The 22,012-nt window shown below is 38.6% G+C and carries 22 protein-coding genes; 13 read left to right on the top strand and 9 right to left on the bottom strand.

Annotated elements, in window-relative coordinates:
* Positions 1-11: 11 nt before the first annotated feature.
* The 4 genes from AAC026_RS07985 to AAC026_RS07970 all read right to left on the bottom strand — a co-directional run bounded on the left by AAC026_RS07985 (position 12) and on the right by AAC026_RS07970 (position 3,132).
* Positions 12-752 (bottom strand): hypothetical protein, encoded by a 741-nt coding sequence (locus AAC026_RS07985; protein WP_339696777.1) that lies wholly within the window; start codon positions 750-752, stop codon positions 12-14.
* 249 nt (positions 753-1,001) lie between these two features.
* A complete protein-coding gene (locus tag AAC026_RS07980) occupies positions 1,002-1,772 on the bottom strand; it encodes a DUF4097 family beta strand repeat-containing protein (RefSeq protein ID WP_339696775.1) in 771 nt (256 codons plus the stop codon).
* A gap of 84 nt (positions 1,773-1,856) precedes the next feature.
* A complete protein-coding gene (locus AAC026_RS07975; protein ID WP_339696772.1) occupies positions 1,857-2,633 on the bottom strand; it encodes a HEAT repeat domain-containing protein in 777 nt (258 codons plus the stop codon).
* Complete coding sequence (locus AAC026_RS07970) at positions 2,620-3,132, bottom strand: sigma-70 family RNA polymerase sigma factor (RefSeq protein WP_062302851.1); 513 nt, start codon at positions 3,130-3,132, stop codon at positions 2,620-2,622. The genes AAC026_RS07975 and AAC026_RS07970 overlap by 14 nt, the downstream gene beginning before the upstream one ends.
* A gap of 145 nt (positions 3,133-3,277) precedes the next feature.
* On the opposite strand from AAC026_RS07970, the gene AAC026_RS07965 reads away from it, so the two are divergent.
* The 5 genes from AAC026_RS07965 (at position 3,278) to AAC026_RS07945 (ending at position 7,979) form a co-directional block, all read left to right on the top strand.
* Positions 3,278-4,042, top strand: coding sequence for a YdcF family protein (locus tag AAC026_RS07965; protein ID WP_339696769.1), 765 nt, complete (start codon positions 3,278-3,280; stop codon positions 4,040-4,042).
* 4 nt (positions 4,043-4,046) lie between these two features.
* Positions 4,047-5,159 carry a hypothetical protein gene (locus AAC026_RS07960; RefSeq protein ID WP_339696766.1) on the top strand — a complete coding sequence of 371 codons (1,113 nt, stop codon included), beginning with the start codon at positions 4,047-4,049 and terminating at the stop codon, positions 5,157-5,159.
* Between the two features lie 262 nt (positions 5,160-5,421).
* Entirely contained in the window at positions 5,422-6,489 is a 1,068-nt protein-coding gene (locus tag AAC026_RS07955; RefSeq protein WP_339696764.1) for an endonuclease/exonuclease/phosphatase family protein, read from the top strand.
* A gap of 140 nt (positions 6,490-6,629) precedes the next feature.
* Positions 6,630-7,448, top strand: a complete 819-nt coding sequence (locus AAC026_RS07950; RefSeq protein ID WP_339696761.1) for a helix-turn-helix domain-containing protein — start codon at positions 6,630-6,632, stop codon at positions 7,446-7,448.
* Positions 7,449-7,517: 69 nt separating this feature from the next.
* The gene (locus tag AAC026_RS07945; RefSeq protein ID WP_339696759.1) at positions 7,518-7,979 is read left to right on the top strand and encodes a VOC family protein; all 462 of its coding nucleotides are present in this window, start codon (positions 7,518-7,520) and stop codon (positions 7,977-7,979) included.
* Positions 7,980-8,065: 86 nt separating this feature from the next.
* Here the strand turns inward: AAC026_RS07945 and AAC026_RS07940 are convergent, their stop codons facing one another.
* The 3 genes from AAC026_RS07940 to AAC026_RS07930 all read right to left on the bottom strand — a co-directional run bounded on the left by AAC026_RS07940 (position 8,066) and on the right by AAC026_RS07930 (position 11,427).
* On the bottom strand, positions 8,066-9,430 hold the full coding sequence (locus AAC026_RS07940; RefSeq protein ID WP_339696756.1) for an NAD-dependent succinate-semialdehyde dehydrogenase: 1,365 nt from the start codon (positions 9,428-9,430) through the stop codon (positions 8,066-8,068).
* A gap of 51 nt (positions 9,431-9,481) precedes the next feature.
* A complete protein-coding gene (locus tag AAC026_RS07935) occupies positions 9,482-9,784 on the bottom strand; it encodes a metalloregulator ArsR/SmtB family transcription factor (protein ID WP_053223262.1) in 303 nt (100 codons plus the stop codon).
* 233 nt (positions 9,785-10,017) lie between these two features.
* Positions 10,018-11,427 carry a thrombospondin type 3 repeat-containing protein gene (locus tag AAC026_RS07930; RefSeq protein ID WP_339606516.1) on the bottom strand — a complete coding sequence of 470 codons (1,410 nt, stop codon included), beginning with the start codon at positions 11,425-11,427 and terminating at the stop codon, positions 10,018-10,020.
* A 198-nt stretch (positions 11,428-11,625) separates the two neighbouring features.
* Here AAC026_RS07930 and AAC026_RS07925 point away from each other — a divergent pair, with 198 nt between their 5' ends.
* Positions 11,626-12,126, top strand: a complete 501-nt coding sequence (locus AAC026_RS07925; RefSeq protein ID WP_339606515.1) for a metallophosphoesterase family protein — start codon at positions 11,626-11,628, stop codon at positions 12,124-12,126.
* Between the two features lie 58 nt (positions 12,127-12,184).
* Here AAC026_RS07925 and AAC026_RS07920 read toward each other — a convergent pair whose 3' ends face one another.
* Both AAC026_RS07920 and AAC026_RS07915 read right to left on the bottom strand, forming a co-directional pair.
* The gene (locus tag AAC026_RS07920) at positions 12,185-12,874 is read right to left on the bottom strand and encodes a tetratricopeptide repeat protein (RefSeq protein ID WP_339606514.1); all 690 of its coding nucleotides are present in this window, start codon (positions 12,872-12,874) and stop codon (positions 12,185-12,187) included.
* 21 nt (positions 12,875-12,895) lie between these two features.
* Positions 12,896-14,314: an HD domain-containing protein gene (locus AAC026_RS07915; RefSeq protein WP_339696753.1), complete on the bottom strand. Its 1,419-nt coding sequence runs from the start codon at positions 14,312-14,314 to the stop codon at positions 12,896-12,898.
* Between the two features lie 280 nt (positions 14,315-14,594).
* Between AAC026_RS07915 and AAC026_RS07910 the strand changes: the two genes are divergently transcribed.
* The 7 genes from AAC026_RS07910 (at position 14,595) to dapB (ending at position 21,995) form a co-directional block, all read left to right on the top strand.
* Positions 14,595-16,208, top strand: a complete 1,614-nt coding sequence (locus tag AAC026_RS07910) for a CTP synthase (RefSeq protein ID WP_339606512.1) — start codon at positions 14,595-14,597, stop codon at positions 16,206-16,208.
* A 19-nt stretch (positions 16,209-16,227) separates the two neighbouring features.
* Entirely contained in the window at positions 16,228-18,054 is a 1,827-nt protein-coding gene (gene yidC, locus AAC026_RS07905; protein WP_339696751.1) for a membrane protein insertase YidC, read from the top strand.
* A 207-nt stretch (positions 18,055-18,261) separates the two neighbouring features.
* The gene (locus tag AAC026_RS07900) at positions 18,262-18,942 is read left to right on the top strand and encodes a metal-dependent hydrolase (RefSeq protein ID WP_339696748.1); all 681 of its coding nucleotides are present in this window, start codon (positions 18,262-18,264) and stop codon (positions 18,940-18,942) included.
* A gap of 8 nt (positions 18,943-18,950) precedes the next feature.
* The gene (locus tag AAC026_RS07895; RefSeq protein WP_339606509.1) at positions 18,951-19,715 is read left to right on the top strand and encodes an AAA family ATPase; all 765 of its coding nucleotides are present in this window, start codon (positions 18,951-18,953) and stop codon (positions 19,713-19,715) included.
* 80 nt (positions 19,716-19,795) lie between these two features.
* Positions 19,796-20,701 carry a ParB/RepB/Spo0J family partition protein gene (locus tag AAC026_RS07890; RefSeq protein WP_339606508.1) on the top strand — a complete coding sequence of 302 codons (906 nt, stop codon included), beginning with the start codon at positions 19,796-19,798 and terminating at the stop codon, positions 20,699-20,701.
* The gene (locus AAC026_RS07885) at positions 20,701-21,282 is read left to right on the top strand and encodes a DUF5683 domain-containing protein (protein ID WP_339696746.1); all 582 of its coding nucleotides are present in this window, start codon (positions 20,701-20,703) and stop codon (positions 21,280-21,282) included. The genes AAC026_RS07890 and AAC026_RS07885 overlap by 1 nt, the downstream gene beginning before the upstream one ends.
* The gene (gene dapB, locus AAC026_RS07880; RefSeq protein ID WP_339696744.1) at positions 21,279-21,995 is read left to right on the top strand and encodes a 4-hydroxy-tetrahydrodipicolinate reductase; all 717 of its coding nucleotides are present in this window, start codon (positions 21,279-21,281) and stop codon (positions 21,993-21,995) included. The genes AAC026_RS07885 and dapB overlap by 4 nt, the downstream gene beginning before the upstream one ends.
* Positions 21,996-22,012 lie beyond the last annotated feature (17 nt).

Below are 22,012 nucleotides of genomic sequence, written 5' to 3'. Positions count from 1 at the left end.
GATTCTTTGATTTAGTTTTTACGCAAATACACATGACCATACTGTGATTCTACCTTGAGGCGCTGGCTGCCATCTTTGATAGATGCATGTGCCTTCATCCATTTACCGAGGCCGTCATCTCCACCAATTTCTACCTTGGTTTCTAGATTAGAGAAGATTTGCCCCCACTGGGTACTGGCCTCTAAGTCGAGTGATTCTGTCTCGTCTACTTGCACATCCACTCCACCATATCGGGCTTCTACATCAAGCTGTTTCGGGCTCTGCAACACTTCCACCAAACCATAGCGGGCATCGAGCACAACGGCCATGTTGCGAGGAACAGTCACTTCTAACACAATGGAAATATTGATTCCGTTGGTATAGCGGCCGCTTTTCCCAGTAGTAATGGTGGTTCCATTTTTTGAAATGGTTATGGCTCTGCTTTCTCCGTCCTCATCTTTATCGGTGTATACCTGATAGTTTTTATAGTTGTCAATGTTTTTAATATTCGACTCTATCATGAGTTTACCTCCGCTGACCTTGCTAGAGAGTTCGAAATCGTCATCGAATTCTCCATTGTGGATTTCAACCTGACCTTTAATGCTGACTTCATTTTTATCCCACACTTTAATCTTGACCAATTCGGGATATTTGAAAAAGAGGTCGATGTTTTTGACTGCACTGGCATCAAAGGTTTGATCGATTTGCTTTTGCGCGAAGGCACAAACCGAAAAGAGCATGAGCATTATTAGGATTAAAATTGGCTTTTTCATGTTGTGATATTTTGAGTTGTTGACCGTTTTGTGGATTCTAATCGAACCAAAATTCAAGTTTGATCCTTCATTACTTCAAGACATAAGCTTCCCGTTTCAACCAAAATTGAATACGAATCAATAAGTAAAATAAAGGGAGAACTGTCTTAGACTTGAGTTTCCTTTTGAGGGAAGTATGGCTACCTATTTTAGCCAAACATTAAAAAACGTCCGTAGAACTTACTATTCAAGCTTTACGGACATTTCAGGTTACTTCTTTCGAAGGTAGACATTGCTGTAAGAAGCTTGAATATCGAGTTTGACGCCTCCACCATTCAAGGTACCTTCCACAGTTGAACTCATTTTTTTCATGCCCTCCGTTTTAGGGAATTCAATATTCAAATCGGAATAAGCTTCACCATAAGGAGTTTTCGCTGAAATATTGGCTTTAGCATTGGCAGGAAGTGTTACGTCTACCTCTCCATATACCGACACTAGAGAGGTTGGGCCTGCTTGGCTCAATGAAGAGAATTTAGCTTCTATTCCACCATACACTGTGTTCACCAAAGCTGGGCCAGTGATATCTTCCAAATACACTCCGTTATTATTACCTGAAATCTCTAGCTCTCCGCTTACTCTAAATACTTCAATTTTGCTTCCTTCCCAGCTACCATTATGCTCAACTTTAACATTCATGGACTTGGGTACTTTGATGGTATACTTTCCGTCTGCGCGTCTGGCTACTTGCATTACCGTAATCTCTCCAGCTTCAGTCTTCACATTCAAACCTATGCCCGTATTATCTTGCCCTCTTGCGCTGAGCGATTTAAGGCCTGCGGCTCTTTCAGATCGCTCTTCGTCTTTATTACTTGAAGTAATTTGAATTTCAGTGCCGTCATAAGCTTCTACACTTACCCTGTTTACTTCTTTAATCACAACTTTCTTCTGACCCGATACTGCTACTTTAAAATCTTGGCCTTTTACCGTAAAGGCTACTAAAAAGAGCGCTATCGCTAATAAATTCATTGTTAACTTTTTCATCATTGATTTTTTTATGTTTCAGATATTTTGAGTTTTACCTTTTAAGGAAGGCTAATCCTGACCAATTCAATCGATTAAATATTTTTACATTTCCTTGAGTTTGAACATGCCCATATAGGCTTGATCCTTCACTCCTTTTATACTGTTGCCATCTTCGGCTATGCGTTCTAATTCGTCCAATGCAGCTTTTTCATTATTTTCCACTAGCACGTCAATCAAAGCGATTTGTATCATCGGTTCTTTCTCTTCTTTTAAAGCCTTCAGTAAAGCTTTCTTGGCTGTAGGCTCGTCATAAAACTTGGCCAAGCCCTCCACTGCTTTCAACCTTACGTTCATGTTTTCATCGGTTTCTAGCACATTAATCAAAGCATTGAGCATTTCCTGATCTACTTCTTTAAATTCGATGGAGTAATTCACTGCTTGCAGCCTTCCACTTGCCGATGAGCTTGTCATTTGTTCGAGCATCATGGCTTTTACCTGCGCCAATTCTTCTTTCACTCCTGCTACATCATCATTTCTGATTTCATTGCCCATGTAGAAGCCTACCAATACTAAAGCCACGGCTGCCGCTACACGATATATCCAAACCTGCTTTGTTTTAGGTTGAAGTATAGGTACCACTTTGGCTTCTTCTTGCTTCACCTGCGCATCCAACTTTCCAAAAAGCTTATCATCAGAAAAACCTTCCCATTCGGTTTTCGCTCTTAAGTCGAGTTGTGCAAACCAAGCCTGCTCTTCTTTCAAATGGTCGGGGACGTCTTCTCCCCGAAAGAAGTTTTGGAGTTGCTCTTCTTCCTGAAGAGAAGTTTCTCCGTTGTTATATTTCTCGATTAATGCTTCTATTTCTTTATTGCTGTTCATAATTCGCAATTTTTAAGTAATCTTCTTTCGCCTTCTTTCTTGCCCTAGAAATGCCCACTCTAATGTTGTTCACTTCCAATCCCGTTTGCTCCGCTATTTCTTCATAGCTGTAGCCTTCCACATCCCGAAGGGTAATCAAAAGCCGCTGTTGATCCGGCAGTTGCTCAAACACTCTCACCATCGTTTTTACACTGTCGTCCAGCTCAATGCGTTGGTAAGGTGAAACCGTTCCAGAATCCAACTCCATTTCTTGAATATCGAAATGGCCTTTCATTCTTTTTGATTTGAGTCGATCTAGGCAAAGGTTTTTGGTGATGGTTACTGCAAAAGCCTCTAGATTTCTGTACTCGCCCCATTGCGCCCGTTTGTCCCAAAGCTTTACCATTACATCTTGTAGAATGTCTTCGGCTTCCTCAACAGACCGCATCATATTGAGGGCAATCCGAAAGAGCTTATCCTTTACTGGTAGAACTTGTGATTTAAACGTTTGCAACTCCATTCAATAGTAGAGACGAGGGTGAGGGTATGTCATTACACCCGTTGTGAAATAAATATCAAAAACAAAACAAAAAACATTTAACTCATTAATAATCAATCGATAATGATTTAAGACTATGTTAGTGTAATTTCGTAAAAAATCCATCGTGTTCTTTATTCTTTCAAAAATACTCGCCCTTTTCGTAATGCCCCTCACTTGGGTCATTGGTTTTCTTGTGTACTCTAGGTTGACCAAAAACCCAAAAAGGAAAAAGCTCTTCTTTATCCTCCCCTTGGTATTATTGATTTTCTTTTCGAACCAATACATCAGCAACAGGGCCATGCTTTTGTGGGAACCTGAGCCTACACCTATGAATGAAGTGGGGATATATGATGTGGGGATAGTTTTTACGGGTATAACCAAAGGCAGTAAAAGTCCGAACGACAGAGTGTATTTTAACCATGGTGCCGATAGAATTACCCATACACTTCAACTTTATAATGAGGGTAAACTGAAACACATTATCGTTAGTGGTGGTTTGGGTTTTCAGCAGGCAGGAATGAGTATTGCTGCGGAAAGGCTAAAAAGTTTTCTACTAATGGCGGGCGTTCCTGATTCGGCAATCACTGTGGAGCCCAATGCAGTAAACACTTATGAAAACGCGGTGGAGTCTGCCAAAATATTAAAACGAGATTACCCTAATCAAAAGTACCTGTTGATTACTTCAGCCTTTCATATGAAGCGTTCGGCCCTCTGTCTAGCCAAGCAAGGCGTTGAGTTTGACGAATTTCCCGCAGGCTATTATACAGATAGACCTACACCAAATTTCGATGATATCGTCATTCCAAAGGCAGAAGCCATTAAGCGTTGGGAAACCCTTTTTAAAGAATGGGTAGGGTTGGCAACTTATAAAGTGATGGGGTATGTTTAATATTATGAGAATCAAGACTCTACTTTTAATCTACTTTTCATTAACAACAGTTAAAGCGTTGGCATGTGAATGTACTGGGCCTTATGAGTTTAAAACTAAAGATGATTTAAAGGAGTATTCCTTCATTGCTTTTGTAAGAGTAGACTCAATATTTGTTTCTGAAGTTGAGAAGAAGTCTGAACATGATCTTTTTTATGAAGCCAACGTCACAACACTCGAAACCTTTAAAGGGGAATCCGTTTCATCTATCTTAGTGAATGGAGGAAATTTTAATCTGAATTTATCCATGACCTCATGCGATATAGGAATTCAAGAAAATCAATATTGGATAATATTTGCCTATAAAGATAACAGCGGAAAACAACGAACTGGTCTTTGCACCTTTTCTAAACTCTATTCGGATATTAACGGTGAAAAAGACTGGAAATACGAAAGAGGTATTAAGGAACTTCGCTTGCTCAGAGATATTTATAATCATCCCAAACAACAAATAGACAAAAGGCTAAATGGGAAAATAGAAACAATGTACCCAAGTGGTAGCGTTGAAATCCTTGAAGAATTCGAGAATGGTCTTCGCCATGGTGAAAGGGTTATATATTACCCTAGTGGGACTAAAATGATTGTTGAAAACTATTTAAATGACCAAAAGTCAGGTCACTCCATATGGTTTGACCAAAAAGGGAGAAAAGAAAAAGACTTTACCTTTTTAAATAATCACCCCGTTGATACCTGCTATTTTTATTGGCCACATAATGGAAAGATTCGATATGAAAGAATTTTTGATAAGAGTGGAAATATGTTGAAAGATTCAAAATTCTCGAATAAAGGTGTTTTAGAAGAAGTCTCTTTAGTTGACAAAGATTCAAACCAATTTATAAAGACTAGCTATTTTGATTCCGGCACTATATCATCTATTGGAGTTTACAATAGCATAAATTACTCCGAAATTAAGACAGAAGAATTCTTCGAAAGCAGTAATAAGAAGCGAAAATGGGAATATTTCCCAAATGACTCAACGAAAATTTTCAAGTATTGGGAATGGTCCGAAAATGGAGATTTAATTAAAAACTACATTCTGCTTAATGACAAAACCAAAGTTGATCTTTTGAGGAAGTAACAATCGTAACTCACCTGTCTTCTGGAATCGACCTTCTAGACCTTTCGTTCCTCAAGGAAAGAAAACCAGCAGTTTACTTATAAAAACCCTCAGAGGTTGCCCAGCTACCATTAACACTCAATAATAATCTTTTATAGATACATTTCCTCTCAACCTACACGTTAGTGAAGGGGCAAAACCACATACATAAAACATACGGAACCTTTGTCGCTCGGTATGCATAGAATCTTCTACTTTCGGTAACTTTGTTTAAACTTGTGAGGTGAGTACCTTTTTTCTAATTCTATCTATACTGCTTATTCTTTTAAGCCTATTGCCTTTTGTTAAAAATCAACATTGGGTTTTTCGTGTGCCTGAATTCATTAAGATCCAACTGCTCATTTTTCAAGTTATAGCGAGCATTGGCCTTTTCGTTTTCGCGGAAAAGAGCATTGTTTTTTGGGTGGTCGCCTTAATTCAAATAGGGTTAATTGTTTATCATTCCTATTTGCTAGCTCGTTTCACAAAGTTTTATAAAAGTCACAAGAACATAACAAAAGGATTAGCTAGCCTCAAGGTTATTTCCACCAATATTTATCAGTTCAATCAAGAGTTTGACAGGTTTAAAGACTTTATTCGAAAAGAAAAGCCTGATATTTTCGTCACCATAGAGAGCAATAAGGATTGGGAACTTGCCATGCGAGAAACGGAAACTGACTATCCCTATACAGAAAAAATAACACTAGAGAATACCTATGGCATGCATTTGTATGCTAAAATTCCTTTTCAGAAAATCACTACGCACTATTTTGTTTCTGAAGATATACCAAGTATTGAAGCTCATTTTAAAACCAAAGATGGAAAAGACTTTGTTCTTTTCTGTGTTCACCCTCCACCGCCAAGCCCTACGGAAGAAGATACTTCTAAAGAGCGCGATGGTGACTTACTATGTATTGCAAAACGCACCAAAGAAATAGATAAGCCTACACTCGTAATAGGCGACTTCAACACAGTAGCTTGGTCTAAAATCTCTGAATTGTTCCGTGAAAACAGCGGGTTAATTGATGGTAGAATGGGGCGTGGTATTTTAGCCTCTTATCATGCAAAGTATTGGTTTTTCCGAACACCTTTAGATTTGGTTTTTCATAGCCCAACTATTTTCCTGAAAGAACTAAGTGTTTTAGAACATATTGGCTCAGATCATTTTCCGATATGCTGTGTTTTCTGTATCGATTCATCTGATCACTCTCAAAAAGAAGAAGTAGAAACAATAACGAAAGAGGAAGCAAAAGAAACCAAAGAATTGATTGCCGAAGGAAAAAGAGAGGAGAGCGACAACCGAACAGTGTAAGGTTTAATACACCAAACATGTACCTTCATCAACAATCGACCATTTTCAATCGGTATTGATGACCACCCGCATGAGTATAACTGCTACTTTTTGTTTTATTTAGATCAGATTATACGCTATCTAAGATTAATTCTCCCTAAATGAATTACCAAACGTTTAAAGCTCACCCCGACCTAGAAGCCATTGTTAAGTGTTACTGGACACTAGAGGTTCCTTCCGAAATGGCAACTGAAAAGCAAAGAATAGTACCTGACGGTTGCATTGAAATGGCCTTTATTCTTGGGGAAGACATAAAAAGGTTGGAGAACGAAGAAAACTGGGTATTACAGCCAAGAGCAATGGTTGTTGGCCAAATTACTAAGTCATACTTTATACAACCCACAGGATTTGTCAACTCATTTGCCGTTCGTTTCTACCCTTATGGTTTTGCCACTTTCATAAAAACGCCAGTTAAAGAATTAGCTGATAAGGACACACCACTCGCCATGCTTTTTGGGGAATCCGCAAATGAATTAGAACAAAAAATTATTCATGCTGCAAGTACGGAAGAGAGAATAGAAATTGTGGAGAGTTTTCTGCTAAGCAAGCTAATTGAGACATCCACAATTGATAAAATCGTAAAGTCTACTATTGACAGCCTTTTTATAACCAACGGAAGTATACCCATTAGCTCTATTCTGAAAGGTGAACTATCACAAAGAAGAAACCTTGAAAGAAACTTTTTGAAACAGGTGGGAATTAGCCCAAAACAATTAGGTAAAATAATAAGGTTGCAAACTGCTTTAAGAATGATACTTAATAAGCAACCTGATAGTTTAACAACGATTGCGTATGCTAGTGAATATTATGATCAAGCACATTTCATTAAAGATTTCAAAGAGTTTACGGGCACTAATCCTAAAGAGTATTTGAGTGACGAGCAATTGGTGCTTTCTTCTCTTTTCTATTCAGAGGACTAGAGCTGTCGCATTTTTACAATTCGTTCTTTTTGGAGTTTCTTAATTTTGAAAAAATTTTAAGAACCCAGAATGAAAAAGATACCACTAAGTTTAATTGTAATTTCTGCAATCATACTGACTGCTTGTACTGATAAGAACACTCTAGACCAAAAAAGAAAAAATATGAAAAGCTTTATCTCAATTTTCGAAATACCAACGACTGATTTTTCACGTGCCGTCAATTTTTATCAATCAATTTTAGATATAGAAATCACTGAAATAGAAATGCAGGGTACACAAATGGGGCTATTTCCAAGTGATGGACAAACCGCCTCAGGAGTTCTCATAAAAGGAGAAGGTTACAACCCTTCATCTGATGGTGTAATAATTTACCTCAATGGCGGGGATGATCTTCAGTTTATCTTAAATAAAGTAGAAGCTAATGGAGGAGAAATCATTGTCCCTAAAACGTTAATTGATGAAGAAAATGGACACTTCGCTATGTTCCTCGATACAGAGGGTAATCGTATAGGGCTTCATTCTCTAAATTGATGAAAAGAAAAGAGCTGATGAACAGTATTGTTCATCAGCTCTTTATTCGCTTACCTCTCTGAATTATCAAACAGGTTCAGCAATCCTTAATTAATGGCAATGGTTTTAGTGTTCATAAATTCACGGATACCCAAGTGCGAAAGCTCTCGGCCATAACCAGAGGTTTTAATACCGCCAAAAGGTAAACGTGGATCAGAAGAAACCATATGATTTACAAACACGGCTCCTGATTCGATTTTCCTTGCAATCATTTCGCCACGCACCAAGTCTTGTGTCCAAATGGAAGCACCTAAACCAAATTTACTGTTATTGGCTAAAGCAATGGCTTCTTCTTCATTTTTCACTTTAAACAATGATGCCACTGGGCCGAAAAGCTCATCTTCATAGGCTGGCATACCCGGCTTTAAATCTGCTAAAATTGTAGGCTCAAAATAAGCTCCTTCCCTTTCAGGACGCTTACCTCCCAAAACCACTTTAGCGCCTTTGCTTACACTTTCTTCTACTTGTTTAAGTAATTCATTGGCCAAATCTTCTGAAGCCATAGGGCCACAAGAAGTCATAATATCGCTAGGGTCTCCTACTTTGAGTGCTTGCAAAAATGAGCTGAATTTTTCTACAAATTCATCATACACTCTTTCTACTACAATAAAGCGTTTTGCTGCAATGCAGCTCTGACCGCAATTACGCATTCTGGCCTTTACAGCAGTACGAACTGTAAGGTCCATGTCGGCATTATCTAACACTATGAATGGGTCGCTGCCGCCCAACTCCAAAACTGATTTTTTAATTTTTGAACCAGCTACACTTGCCACCGCACTTCCTGCTCCTTCGCTTCCTGTAAGGGTTACGGCTTTAATGCGGTCATCATTAATAATGGCTTCTACTTTATCAGAGCCTATTCTTAAATTTTGAAAAGCTCCATTTGGAAAGCCTGCTTCAATAAAAACATCCTCAATGGCTTGAGCGCACATTTGAACGTTTGAGGCATGTTTTAATAAGCCTACATTCCCAGCCATTAAAGTGGGGGCTGCAAATCTAAACACTTGCCATAATGGGAAATTCCAGGGCATTACAGCCAAGATAGTACCCAATGGGTGATAGCTTATAAAGGCTTTAGAATGATCTGATTTAAGGATTTCATCCTTCAAGAATTTTTCAGCATTGTCGGCATAATATCTACAGACGAATGCGCACTTTTCAACTTCTGCAATACCTTCGGCTGTAAGTTTCCCCATTTCTAGGGTCATAATTTCAGCTAAAGATTCTTTGCGCTCTTCTAATACGGTAGCCAACTTGTTGAAAAGAATGGCTTTATCAGCAAATGGCACGTCCTTCCACAAAGAAAACTGAAGGTCGGCTCTCTCTATTGCTGCATTCACAAAGTCCTCTGAATGAGGTTCAAAAACTTGTATTAATTGATTATTTGAAGGGTTTACTGATTGTATAGGCATAATTGAGAAAACTGTGTTCTCAAATGTAACCAGTATTTTGTGGAGTAAGTTCTAAAAAACATTAACCTTAACATCTTCTAAAATTTTGATGATTTCCGGAGCTTCCTTCATCTTCAAAAAATAGAAAATATTCTTACCATCACGCTTACTACCAAGCACTCCTTTCATTTTAAGGTTAGCTAAATGGTGTGATGTAAGTGATTGTTCTAACCCGAGGTACGCTGTAATATCATTCACCGACATCTTTTCATTCCTGCTTAGGAGATCAATGATACCGACTCGCATAGGGTGCGCAATAGTCTTCAGCACGAAGGCAATTTTCTCGACCCTTTCATTGTCAAGCTGCTCTTCCATTTGGATAGGTTTTTATCAAAGGTATGAACATATGTTCATGTAAAAAAGGAAAACGAAAAATATTCGACCTTCTAGAGCCAAATACCATTCTTACAAAATCAGTTTTATATACAGACATCTGATTTACATATATGAATAACTGTACTTAGGACTAAATCAACCAATAAGTATGTAAAAAGAGAGGCCATCTTTTACAACGACCTCTCTATTATTTTTTTTATTAATCTGCTTTACTACCTGAAGATGATTTTCAATTCTACTCTTCTGTTTCTTGCTCTACCTACTGCAGTTTTGTTGTCTGCAACTGGGTTTACAATTCCGTAGCCATCAGCAAACAATCTGCTTGAAGCAATTCCTTTATTAATTAAGTACTGCTTAACTGCATTTGCTCTTCTCTTAGATAGATCTAGGTTTTTAGCAGCATCACCAGTGCTATCAGTGTAACCGCTTAATTCTAGGCTGAAATCTTCTTCTTTCATCAAATCAGCAACTTGATCTAAAGATCCGTTTGCAGATGACTTCAATACATCACTACCAGAGTTGAATTGAATGTCTTTCACGGCAAGTTCAAGAACTTTCTTTACTTCTTCTTTTACTTCTGGGCAACCATTATTTGAGGCCAAACCAGCAGTTTCAGGACAGTTATCTTCACTATCTTTCACACCATCACCATCTCTATCAGGACAACCGTTTAAAGTGCCAGCTACTGTTGGGCAAGCGTCATCGCTATCTTTCACACCGTCACCGTCAGTATCAGGACAACCATTCAATGTACCTGCTAAATTTGGACAAGCATCTTGTGAGTCTTGTACTCCATCGTTATCAGAATCAGGACAACCGTTGAATTTAGCAATACCTGCTACTGTAGGACAAGTATCATCTGAATCTTTAATTCCGTCACCGTCAGTATCAGGACAGCCGTTTAATGTTCCAGATTGAGTAGGGCATGCATCATCTTTATCTAACACACCGTCTCCATCAGTATCAGGCCAAGGGCAACCTTTGTTTTCTAATGGGCCCGCCTCTGTAGGACACATATCTTCCTTGTCATAGATACCGTCTCCGTCAGAATCTTTCTTTCCGCTTAATGAGAAAGACACACCAACAGCATACTGAAGGTAGTTTGGAGCGTAATCAATGCTCTTTTTGTAAGCTGCGCGCATATTAATCTCAGCGTTTTCAACCACCTTGATTTTTAGTCCAGCTCCTAAAGGAAGCATTTTGTAGGTTCCTTCATTGAATTCCTCATAAAAAGGTTCAATTTTAGAGAAACTAGTTACCCCAAAGCCAGCAAATAGATAAGGAGCTACCTTTGCATCCTTTTTAAGGATGTACCCATTGTCAAGCTTGTAAGCAAATCTCAAATCAATGTCAGCTGCTTTTCCGTCTATGATTGACTCATGAACTAGATTACCATAAGATGCACCGACTTCTAAATCGAAACTCGGATTCAAATAACGTTCAATACCAAGCCTGAAACCAGAATTGTCTAGTTGCCCAAAAGTGAACATTCCATCGTACCATTTGTAATCCAACTTATTGTTGGTAACCTCAAGAGTCAACCACCATGGTGAGTCCTCTGTCTGTGCTGAAAGGCTAAAAGTGCTGACAGCCATTGTAAGAATTAGTAGTAATTTTTTCATCGTTTTTGGTTTTGTTTTTCTAATACCCCTTTCAAAACTTAAACCAGAAATAATTTTTAGATTTTATTTTTGCACATAAGTACGTTCATGCTGTAAATCAGCATTATACAGTGCGTAATTTATCTTCATCCTTTAATCAGGCATTTCATTTCGGGAAAAAACATCCCATTTCGGGAAAAATTTTACACTTTTACCATTATGAGAATTGGCTTGATTTCAGACACACATGGCTTCCTTCATGAGCGGGTGTTTCATCACTTTAAAGACTGTGATGAAATATGGCATGCTGGGGATGTTGGTGACTTCAGTGTAATTGAACAATTAGAGCAATTCAAGCCTACTAGAGGTGTTTATGGAAATATTGATGATAAAATGATTCAGTCCGTTTTTCCAGAAGAGCTCGTTCTTAAAGTTGAAGGAGTGAAAGTATATATGATTCATATTGGTGGTAAACCTCCTAAATATGCAGAGGGCGTTCGGAAAAGGCTTGAAGAAATAAAACCACAGTTGTTTATCTGTGGGCATTCTCATATTCTTAAGGTTATGGCAGACGATAGCTTAGATAAGATGCTATATATGAACCCAGGGGCTGCAGGCAATCATGGTTTCCACCAAGTGAGAACTTTACTTCGTTTCGACCTAGAGGCTGGAAGGATAAAAAATCTTGAGGTAATAGAATTAGGAAAGCGAGGAATGTAAAAAGGCATCACCTGATATGGTAATGCCTTAAGCTTTTTATTAAATGAGCTAATTATTCTTATTTGCTCGCTTCTGCTAAGCCCATTTTTGCAGCTTCAAAGTCAGGAGAAAGTGCCAATGCTTCATTAAAGCGTGCTTTTGCATCTTCTTTGTTTCCTTGATCTAGTGACATTAAACCGCTTAGATTTTTTAATGCTGCTTTGAACTTAACATCTTGGGTACTTCCATCTTGTTTAGTCAAAGTGATAATAGCATCATCTTTCAACTTGCTCTCAAGTATTCCAATATTGGTATTGGCTTCCTCATAGCGCTTAATAGAGTATTGCAAATAAGCAATCTGATAAAGAATATTATTATCATCTAGCTTAAGCCACATCTCTTGATAATACTCAATGGCTTTATCGTAAATTCTAAGTTGTTCATAACTAAGTGCTGCTATTTCTGTAGCTACCATGTTTCCTGGGTATTTCTTCAGAAGATCCATAGCTACCAATGCACTTGATGTATACCTTCTATTATTATAATAATATTCAGAAAGGGTTCTCATAACCGAGCTATCACCTGGATCTAAGACCAACATATCATACAATGCAGCTTTTTGTACTTCGATGTCATTATATAATTGAGCTTGGTTATAAACAGCCATTGCTTTGGCATACTCATTCGATAGGTAGGTACTATCTTGTCCGAATGACGCTACAGAAACCATCATAACGGCCGCGATCATCCAATACTTCATTTTTCTCATTGTATACAAATTCAGATTATTTCAACTTTTAACAACTTCAAGACCTCTTTCCCTACCTAGTTTCACCATTAGGTCAAAAGCTTGATCATATTCATTTTGAATTTTACCTTCCAACACCGCCTCTTTCAACGCCTCCTTAATTTCTCCTACCAAACGGCCAGGAGCAACTTTAAATGTGTTCATAATCACTTCTCCAGTAATTACGGGCTGGAAGTTACGAATTTTATCTTTTTCTTCTACTTCGCGCATGCGCTCTTCTACAGTGTCGAAGTTCTGAAGAAACCGCTTTACTTTATTTTGATTTTTGGATGTAATATCTGCTCGGCAGAGCATCATTAAATCATCAGTATCCTCCCCTGCTTCAAATAAAAGCCGTCTTATTGCTGCATCAGTAATTTCATCTCTCACCAATGGAATAGGACGCAGATGAAGTCTTACCAACTTTTGCACCTTTTTCATTTCGGCACCAAGCGGCAGTTTCATTCTTCTGAATATACCGGGAACCATTCGGGCACCTTTATCTTCATGACCATGAAAAGTCCAACCTACTTTTTTATTGAACCTCTTGGTCGCAGGCTTGGCTATATCATGCAGAATGGCAGCCCAACGTAACCATAGATCATCGGTGTTCTCACATATATTATCCAGCACTTGTAAAGTGTGGTAAAAGTTATCTTTATGCGACTTATCCTCAATGGTTTGAACTCCTTGAAGTGCTACCATTTCAGGGAAAATCTTATCTAGCAATTGCGCATAAAACAGCAATTTAAAACCATAAGATGGTTTTTTAGCCAGAATAATCTTGTTCAGTTCGTCAGTTACCCTTTCCATCGAAACAATCTGTATTCTTTCGGCCATTTTGGTAATGGCTTCAAAGGTATCGGGTTCAATATCAAAGTTAAGTTGAGTAGCAAACCTAACGGCCCGCATCATCCTAAGTGGATCATCAGAAAAAGTAACTTCTGGTGCTAATGGAGTTCTAATATTTCTTGCAGCTAAATCAGCTTGACCATTGAAAGGATCAATCAGCTCACCATAACTCTCTTTGTTAAGAGAAATGGCCATGGCGTTGATTGTGAAATCGCGTCTATTCTGATCATCTTCTAAAGTACCGTCTTCTACAATTGGTTTTCGAGAATCACGTTGATATGATTCCTTTCTGGCCCCCACAAACTCTAATTCCAAGTCGCCACTTTTAATCATGGCAGTACCAAAGGATTTGAAAACGGTAAAAGGCAAGTTCCCTCCTAACTCATCATGAACTGCTTGTGCCAGTTCTACTCCAGAACCTACACATACAAAGTCAATATCTTTAGAAGGTCGACCGAGTAATATATCTCGTACATAGCCTCCTACTACATAGGTGTCTACACCCATTTTATCGGCAACAGTGCCAACGAGTTTAAAAATATTGTTTTGTAAATGTTTTGAGAGGTTCATTCCTTAACCTTTTTTTAAAAGGTGCGCAAAGTTAGTAGTAATTCAAAAGCGGACAAAAAGTAGATCAAAGGTTTATCAAATCACGCTATCTGAGTCATAAAATTAGTTAAAATTATATCGTAACAAGGTTAATTTTCTCCTTCGAAACAAGCAAAGACATGCCTAATCAATTTAGCCTCATAGTTTTAAAAGAGTGAGGCAATCTTTCAGTAAGTTACCTTCATATCAAAGTAAATATACTACCTTTGTACCCCATAAGTTATTCCATTTACTCTTACTTATGGCTTCTACGAAATACATTTTTGTTACTGGTGGTGTTACCTCTTCTTTAGGAAAAGGAATTATTGCTTCATCACTTGGTAATCTTCTGATGGCAAGGGGGTACCGTGTCACCATCCAGAAATTCGATCCTTACATTAATATCGACCCAGGAACGCTAAATCCTTACGAACATGGCGAATGTTATGTGACTGATGATGGAGCGGAAACAGATCTAGACTTGGGCCACTACGAACGTTTTTTGAATGTTCGCACTTCACAAGCGAATAACGTAACCACAGGAAGAATTTACCACAACGTTATCACCAAAGAGCGTAGAGGAGATTATTTGGGAAAAACGGTTCAGGTAATTCCTCACATTACCGATGAAATCAAAAATAATTTTTACAGACTTGGCGAAACTGGCGATTACGATATTGTAATTACAGAAATTGGTGGTTGTGTTGGTGATATTGAGTCACTTCCTTTTATTGAGGCCGTTAGGCAAGCCAAATGGGATTTAGGAGAAAGCAACTTTTTGGTAATTCACCTTACGCTTATTCCTTACTTGGCAGCTGCCAAAGAATTGAAAACCAAACCTACACAGCACTCGGTAAAACAATTACTAGAAGCTGGTATTCAGCCCGATATATTGGTTTGTCGTTCAGAAAAACCTTTGCCTTCAGAAATAAGAAGAAAGCTTTCTCTTTTCTGTAACGTACAGCTGAACTCAGTAATCGAGGCATTGGATGCGGAAACCATCTACGATGTGCCGTTGATGATGCGTAAAGAAAAACTAGACGAGCGCGTTTTAACAAAATTAAAGCTTGCCCACAAAGAGCCTCCACATATTGACGAGTGGAGAACTTTCTTGAGCAAACTTAAAAACCCGACCAACGAAGTAAACATTGGGCTAGTAGGTAAATACGTAGAATTGCCTGATGCTTATAAATCAATAGCTGAAGCGTTCATCCACGCTGGTGCCCACTTAGAGTGCAAAGTGAACATTCACTGGATTTCCTCAGAAACGATTACAGAAAAGTCCGTTAAACGAACCCTGAGTGATTTACATGGAGTACTGGTTGCTCCTGGCTTTGGAGAAAGAGGCATTGAAGGCAAAATTGAAGCTATTCGCTATGTAAGGGAGAATAATATCCCTTTCTTTGGCATTTGTTTGGGAATGCAGTGCGCTGTAGTGGAGTTTGCAAGAAACGTTTTAGGTTTCGAAGATGCAGCTTCTTCTGAAATGGACAAAAACACCAAACACCCAGTAATTGACCTGATGGAAGATCAGAAAAAGATTACAGACTATGGTGGAACCATGCGTTTAGGGTCTTACGAATGTAAATTAAAGAAGTCGTCAAAAGCCTATCAGGCTTATAAAACATCTGCAATTCAGGAAAGACACCGACACAGATACGAATTCAACAATAAGTATTTGGAACAAATGGAAGCAGCAGGGCTAAAGGCAACGGGCATCAACCCAAAATCGGGATTGGTAGAAATTGTTGAATTGGACAGCCATCCTTATTTCGTTGGTTCGCAGTTCCATCCAGAATTAAAAAGCACAGTAATGAACCCTCACCCACTTTTCGTGAGCTTTATTGATGCCATAATACAGAATAAGAAAAACTAAGAATAAGAATAAAGAGAAGATGGATAGAAATCAGATGATCGGTCTCGGCCTGATTGCAGCGTTATTAATAACCTATGCAATCGTTTTTAAGCCGCCAGTTACCGAGGAAGATTTAGCAACACCAGCCCCTACCGAACAAGCAGCGGTTACTCCTGAGCAAAAAACGAATCAGTCAGAAACAAGCACTGCTTTGCCTGACACCATTGCCACTGATTATACAGATAAGTATGGTGCGTTTGCCGCTGGTGCGCAAGGTGAAGCTACCGATTTAACCATAGAAAACGAAGTGGCTAAGTTCACTTTTAGCTCTAAGGGTGGTATTATAAAATCGGTTGAATTAAAAGATTTTAAGACATGGGACGGTAGGCCTTTGATGTTGATTGATGAAGAATCAACAAGCCAGTCGCTAACGCTACAAACTGTTAAAGGAAACATTAACATAGCCGACCTCTATTTTAAAGCCAGCCAAACAGGCACTAACCTTGTAAAAGGCGATTCGCTCCAGTTTAAATACACCATGGATTTAGGCTCAGGTAACTCGATTGAGCAAATTTATTCAATCGCTGGCGATTCGTATGTTGTTGGTTATGAGATTAAAATCAACGGCCTAAATAGCAGCATTATTGGTGACCAAATGAACTTTGTTTGGGCGCACCAAATGAAACGTTACGAGAAAAACTTATCAGATTCTCGTATCAAGTCTACCATCAAATGGTATTCACTTGCCGAAGATTTAGATGACTTAAAGGCATCGAGCAACGATATACAACAAGAGCAATTAACCGAACCAATAAAGTGGTTAAGCTTCGATCAAAAATTCTTTAACGCTGGAATTATTTCAGAAAAGGGTTTCAGTGGCGCGCTAGTAACTACGGAAGTTCCAGTTCAGGATACATCTATTGTTAAAGCTGGCGAAATGCGTTTGGCCATTCCTGTTGCCGACCTTTATAGTGGTAGTCAACAGCAATATTATTTCGGTCCCAATAATTATAGAATTCTAAAAAAGGTAACTCCAGGTTATAAAGAGAATATCTATTTAGGATATAAAATGGTGAGTTGGGTTAATAAGCTCATCATTATTCCGCTATTCCAATTCCTAGAGAAGTACATAGCTAGTTATGGAGTAATCATTATGATCATTGTTTTGATCATCAAATTGGCGCTATTCCCACTTACAAGGAAATCCTATTTGTCGATGGCCAAAATGAAGGCCCTTAAACCAGAACTAGACGAGCTAAAAGAAAAAGTAGGCGGAGATCAGCAAAAAATGCAACAAGAGCAAATGAAGCTCTATCGCGAAATGGGCGTAAACCCAATCAGTGGCTGTATCCCTATGGTGTTACAAATGCCAATTTTGTTTGCCATGTTCTTCTTCTTTCCTAACTCAATTGAATTAAGAGGAGAATCATTCTTATGGGCAACTGACCTTTCAACCTACGATGTACTGTTTAACTTACCGTTTACCATTCCTTTTTATGGTTCTCACGTAAGTGGTTTCACGCTGCTAATGACTCTTTCTACCCTACTCTATACTTGGTCAAACAATCAAGTAAGTACTGTACAAGGTCCAATGAAAAGCATTGGTTATGTAATGCCAATTATTTTCATGTTTGTATTGAACTCTTATTCATCAGGGTTAAGCTTCTACTATTTTGTTTCCAACATCATCACTTTTGGTCAGCAGACCATCATTAGACGTTTTGTAGACGAAGATCAGATTAGAGCAAAACTGCACGAGAACAAGAAAAATAATGCAAACAAGGGTAAATCTAAATTTCAACAAAGATTGGAAGACGCGATGAAAGCGAGCCAAGAAGCCCAAAAGCAAAAGAAATCTAGAAAGTAAGATTTAATAAAATCATTAAAGAGGAAGCCCCAAAAAGGCTTCCTTTTTTAGTTTAAAAAATCAAGCTACCGTCTAATTCTATCAATCACAGCCAATTATCTTGGGTTCATAGTTTAGTCACTTTCAATTGATGTAGTTGACTTAATTCTTTCAATGATTCTTCTATCTTTGTAGGCTATTGACGAACTAAATCAGAGGCTAGCAAACATGAAATTCACCTTTTACGGACACTCCTCTTTTATGATTGAAACGATGGGTAAAAAGTTGCTTTTTGACCCATACATTACCCCCAACGAACTTGCAAAAGATATTGATATCAGCGAAATAGAGCCTGATTACATTATTTTAAGTCATGGGCATGGAGATCACGTAGCAGACGTTGAGGCCATTTATTTCAACTCAAAAGCCAAACTAATTTCTACTTACGAAGTCGTAAATTGGTTTGAAACAAAGGGAATAGAAAACGGCCACCCTATGAATCATGGTGGAGCATGGGATTTCGATTTCGGAAGACTCAAAATGGTAAATGCTATTCATTCTAGCTCAATGCCCGATGGAAGTTATGGTGGTAACCCCGCTGGTGTAGTTATAAGCAATGCCGAAGGCTGCTTCTATTATTCAGGAGACACCGCTCTTACAAAAGACATGGAGCTTATTGGCGAAGAATTCAATTTAGATTTCTCTATAATGCCTGTAGGCGACAATTTTACGATGGGCGTTACCGATGCTATAAAAGCTGCAAAAATGGTAAAATGTAATATCTTAATTGGGGTACATTTCGACACCTTTCCTTATGTAGCAATAGACCATGAGGAGTCGATAGAAAAAGCGAGCGAATCAGGAATTCAGCTTACATTACCAAAAATTGGACAACAAATCACTTTTTAGATTTAAGAATGGGTAAGATAATTTCCATAGCGAACCAAAAAGGAGGAGTAGGTAAAACTACAACAGCCATGAATCTTGCCGCAAGTTTAGCGGTATTAGAATACAAAACTTTGGTGGTAGATGCCGATCCACAAGCCAATACCACTTCTGGTTTGGGCCATAACCCAAGAGAAGTAACCAAAAGTATTTACGAATGCATGGTGGGAAAAGAAGGCATACGTGACTGCATTATGAACACCGAGGTTAAATTTCTAGATCTATTGCCTTCGCATATCAATCTGGTTGGAGCAGAAATAGAAATGGTGAACCTTTCTAACCGAGAGGAAAAAATGAAACAAGTATTGGGCGAAATTAAAGATGAGTATGATTTCATCTTAATTGACTGCGCTCCATCACTTGGTTTGATTACTATTAATGCATTAACTGCTTCCGACTCCGTTGTAATCCCTGTACAGTGTGAGTATTTCGCATTAGAAGGTCTAGGTAAACTGTTGAATACAATTACTATTATTCAAAAGCGTTTGAATGCTAAACTATCAATTGAAGGCATTCTTCTTACAATGTACGATGTACGTTTAAGGCTTTCCAATCAGGTAGTGGAAGAAGTTCATACACATTTTAAAGACATGGTTTTCGAAACTATAATCCCTAGGAATGTAAAGCTCAGTGAATCTCCTAGTTTTGGACTTCCGGTAATCGTTCACGATGCAGAAAGTAAAGGAGCATTAGCTTACCTCAACCTTGCAAAAGAGATAGGAGATCGTTTAAATTAGACACATCAATGAATTCAGTTTTTAGGTTTCTTTACATCGAAGCCATTCAAACTGACTCATTCATTTAATATAATATTACTATGGCAGCAAAAGCACCCAAAAAGAAAAGCGTATTGGGCAGAGGATTAGGCGCGCTTTTGGAAGATTCGAATTCTGAAAACAACAAAAACCTAGAGCCCTCATCAGTAGGCACTATGAATGAAATCAACCTCGATCAAATTGAGGTAAATCCATATCAGCCTAGAACCCATTTCGACAGGGTAGCATTAGAAGAACTTGCCGATTCAATCAAATTGCAAGGAATCATTCAGCCCATAACCGTAAGGCAACTGAGCGAAGGAGAGTTTCAGTTGATTTCTGGAGAACGAAGATTTCAGGCTTCGAAAATTGCGGGACTCAAAAGTATTCCTGCTTATGTAAGAACTGCCGATGACCAGCAAATGCTGGAAATGGCGATTATAGAAAACATTCAGAGAGAAAACCTGAATGCCATTGAAATTGCATTGAGTTACCAAAGGCTTCTATCTGAATGTAAAATCAAGCAAGAAGAGCTAGGAGAGCGTGTTGGTAAAAACAGAACTACTGTAAACAACTACTTAAGGTTACTCAAGCTTCCGCCAGATATTCAAGCAGGCCTGCGCGACAATAAGATATCAATGGGACATGCCCGCGCTTTGATCAATATCGAAGATGTAGACAAGCAATTGCACATTTATAAACAAACTGTAGAAGAAGAACTTTCTGTAAGAAAGGTAGAACAGTTGGTACGTGATTTGATAACCCCGAAAGAGGAAAAACCTAAGCCAGAAAAAACTGGAGACAGTAAGCACAGAACTTATGAAGTTCAGCAAATTCAGCAGAAGCTTTCTTCACATTTTGGCACAAGGGTAAACCTAAAAGCAGACGGACAGTACAGAGGTGAAATAAAAATACCATTTGTTTCTACTGAAGATCTGAACCGCATTTTGGAGATCATAAACTTGTAATGCAAAAAATCATATTCCTTGTTTCATTCTTTGCCCTTGGCTTTGGAGCAATGGCCCAAGACCCCGTTGAAATAATGGACAAAGGTTTGGTAGAGAGCGACACTGTGCCTCCAGAAATTGAACTTAGAAAGGAATATGACCCAAAAAGAGCTTCCACCCTATCTGCTATGTTTCCTGGCTTAGGCCAGATTTATAACGACAGCTGGTGGAAAGCGCCTATCATTTATGTGGGCATGGGAACAGCCATTTACTTTGTGCACGACAACAATGAGAAAAGAAAAGACTATACAAGGTGGGCTGAAGAGTTGATCGAGAAACAAAAAAATGGCGAAACAATTAGTGAAAATAAACTGAGAGTATTCAGAAGCAATGCTGACTATTGGCGCAAAAACCGGGATTTAGTATTTCTGACAACACTCGCCATTTATGGTTTAAACATTATTGAAGCTTCCATTGATGCCCACCTCAAAGGCTTTAATGTAAATGATAACCTTGCCAACTTCAAACCCAAAGTTGGTGTAATTAATAACGGCAGCCCCTACCTTGGTGTAGGAGTAACTATTCCAATCAGATCGAGATGAAAATTCTTTTATTAGGTTACGGAAAAATGGGTCAGATGATAGAAAAACTGGCCTTAGATAGAAATCACAGCATAGCTGCTAAAATTACCGAGGACAATAGAACAGATTTAGATAATCTATCTTCTGATTCTGTAGATGTTGCCATAGATTTTAGTCAACCTTCTGCTGCTCCTGATAATATTAAGTGGTGTATTGATCACAAAATACCCGTAGTGGTAGGTACCACAGGTTGGGCAAGTCACAAAGCTGAAATTGATCAGTATTGCAATGATAATGGAGGCTCTTATTTGGTGGCTTCGAATTTCAGTATTGGGGTAAATATTTTCTTCAAGTTGAATAAGTTTTTGGCCAAACTCATGAATGGCCAATCTGACTATGAAGTGAGCATGAAGGAGATTCACCATACCCATAAACTGGATGCGCCAAGCGGCACGGCCATTACTTTGGCTGAAGGCGTAATGGAAAACCTACCTAGCAAAACCAAATGGGTGAACCAAACTTCAGACAAACCAGAAGAATTATCAATTATTTCCGAGCGTGTTGACCCTGCACCAGGCACACATTCTATCCAATACGATTCAAGAATTGACTCCATAGAAATTACCCATACTGCGCATTTGCGAGAAGGTTTTGCCATGGGCGCCCTTTTGGTAGCCGAATGGCTTCCGAGCCAAAAAGGCGTAAAAACCATGGAGGATTTCTTACAGTTTTAAGGGTTTCTCGAACGAGC

The organism is uncultured Roseivirga sp., from assembly GCF_963973945.1.
Lineage (GTDB): Bacteria > Bacteroidota > Bacteroidia > Cytophagales > Cyclobacteriaceae > Roseivirga.
Note: the sequence above shows the minus strand (reverse complement) of the source record. Positions and strands in the feature narration are given on the sequence as shown.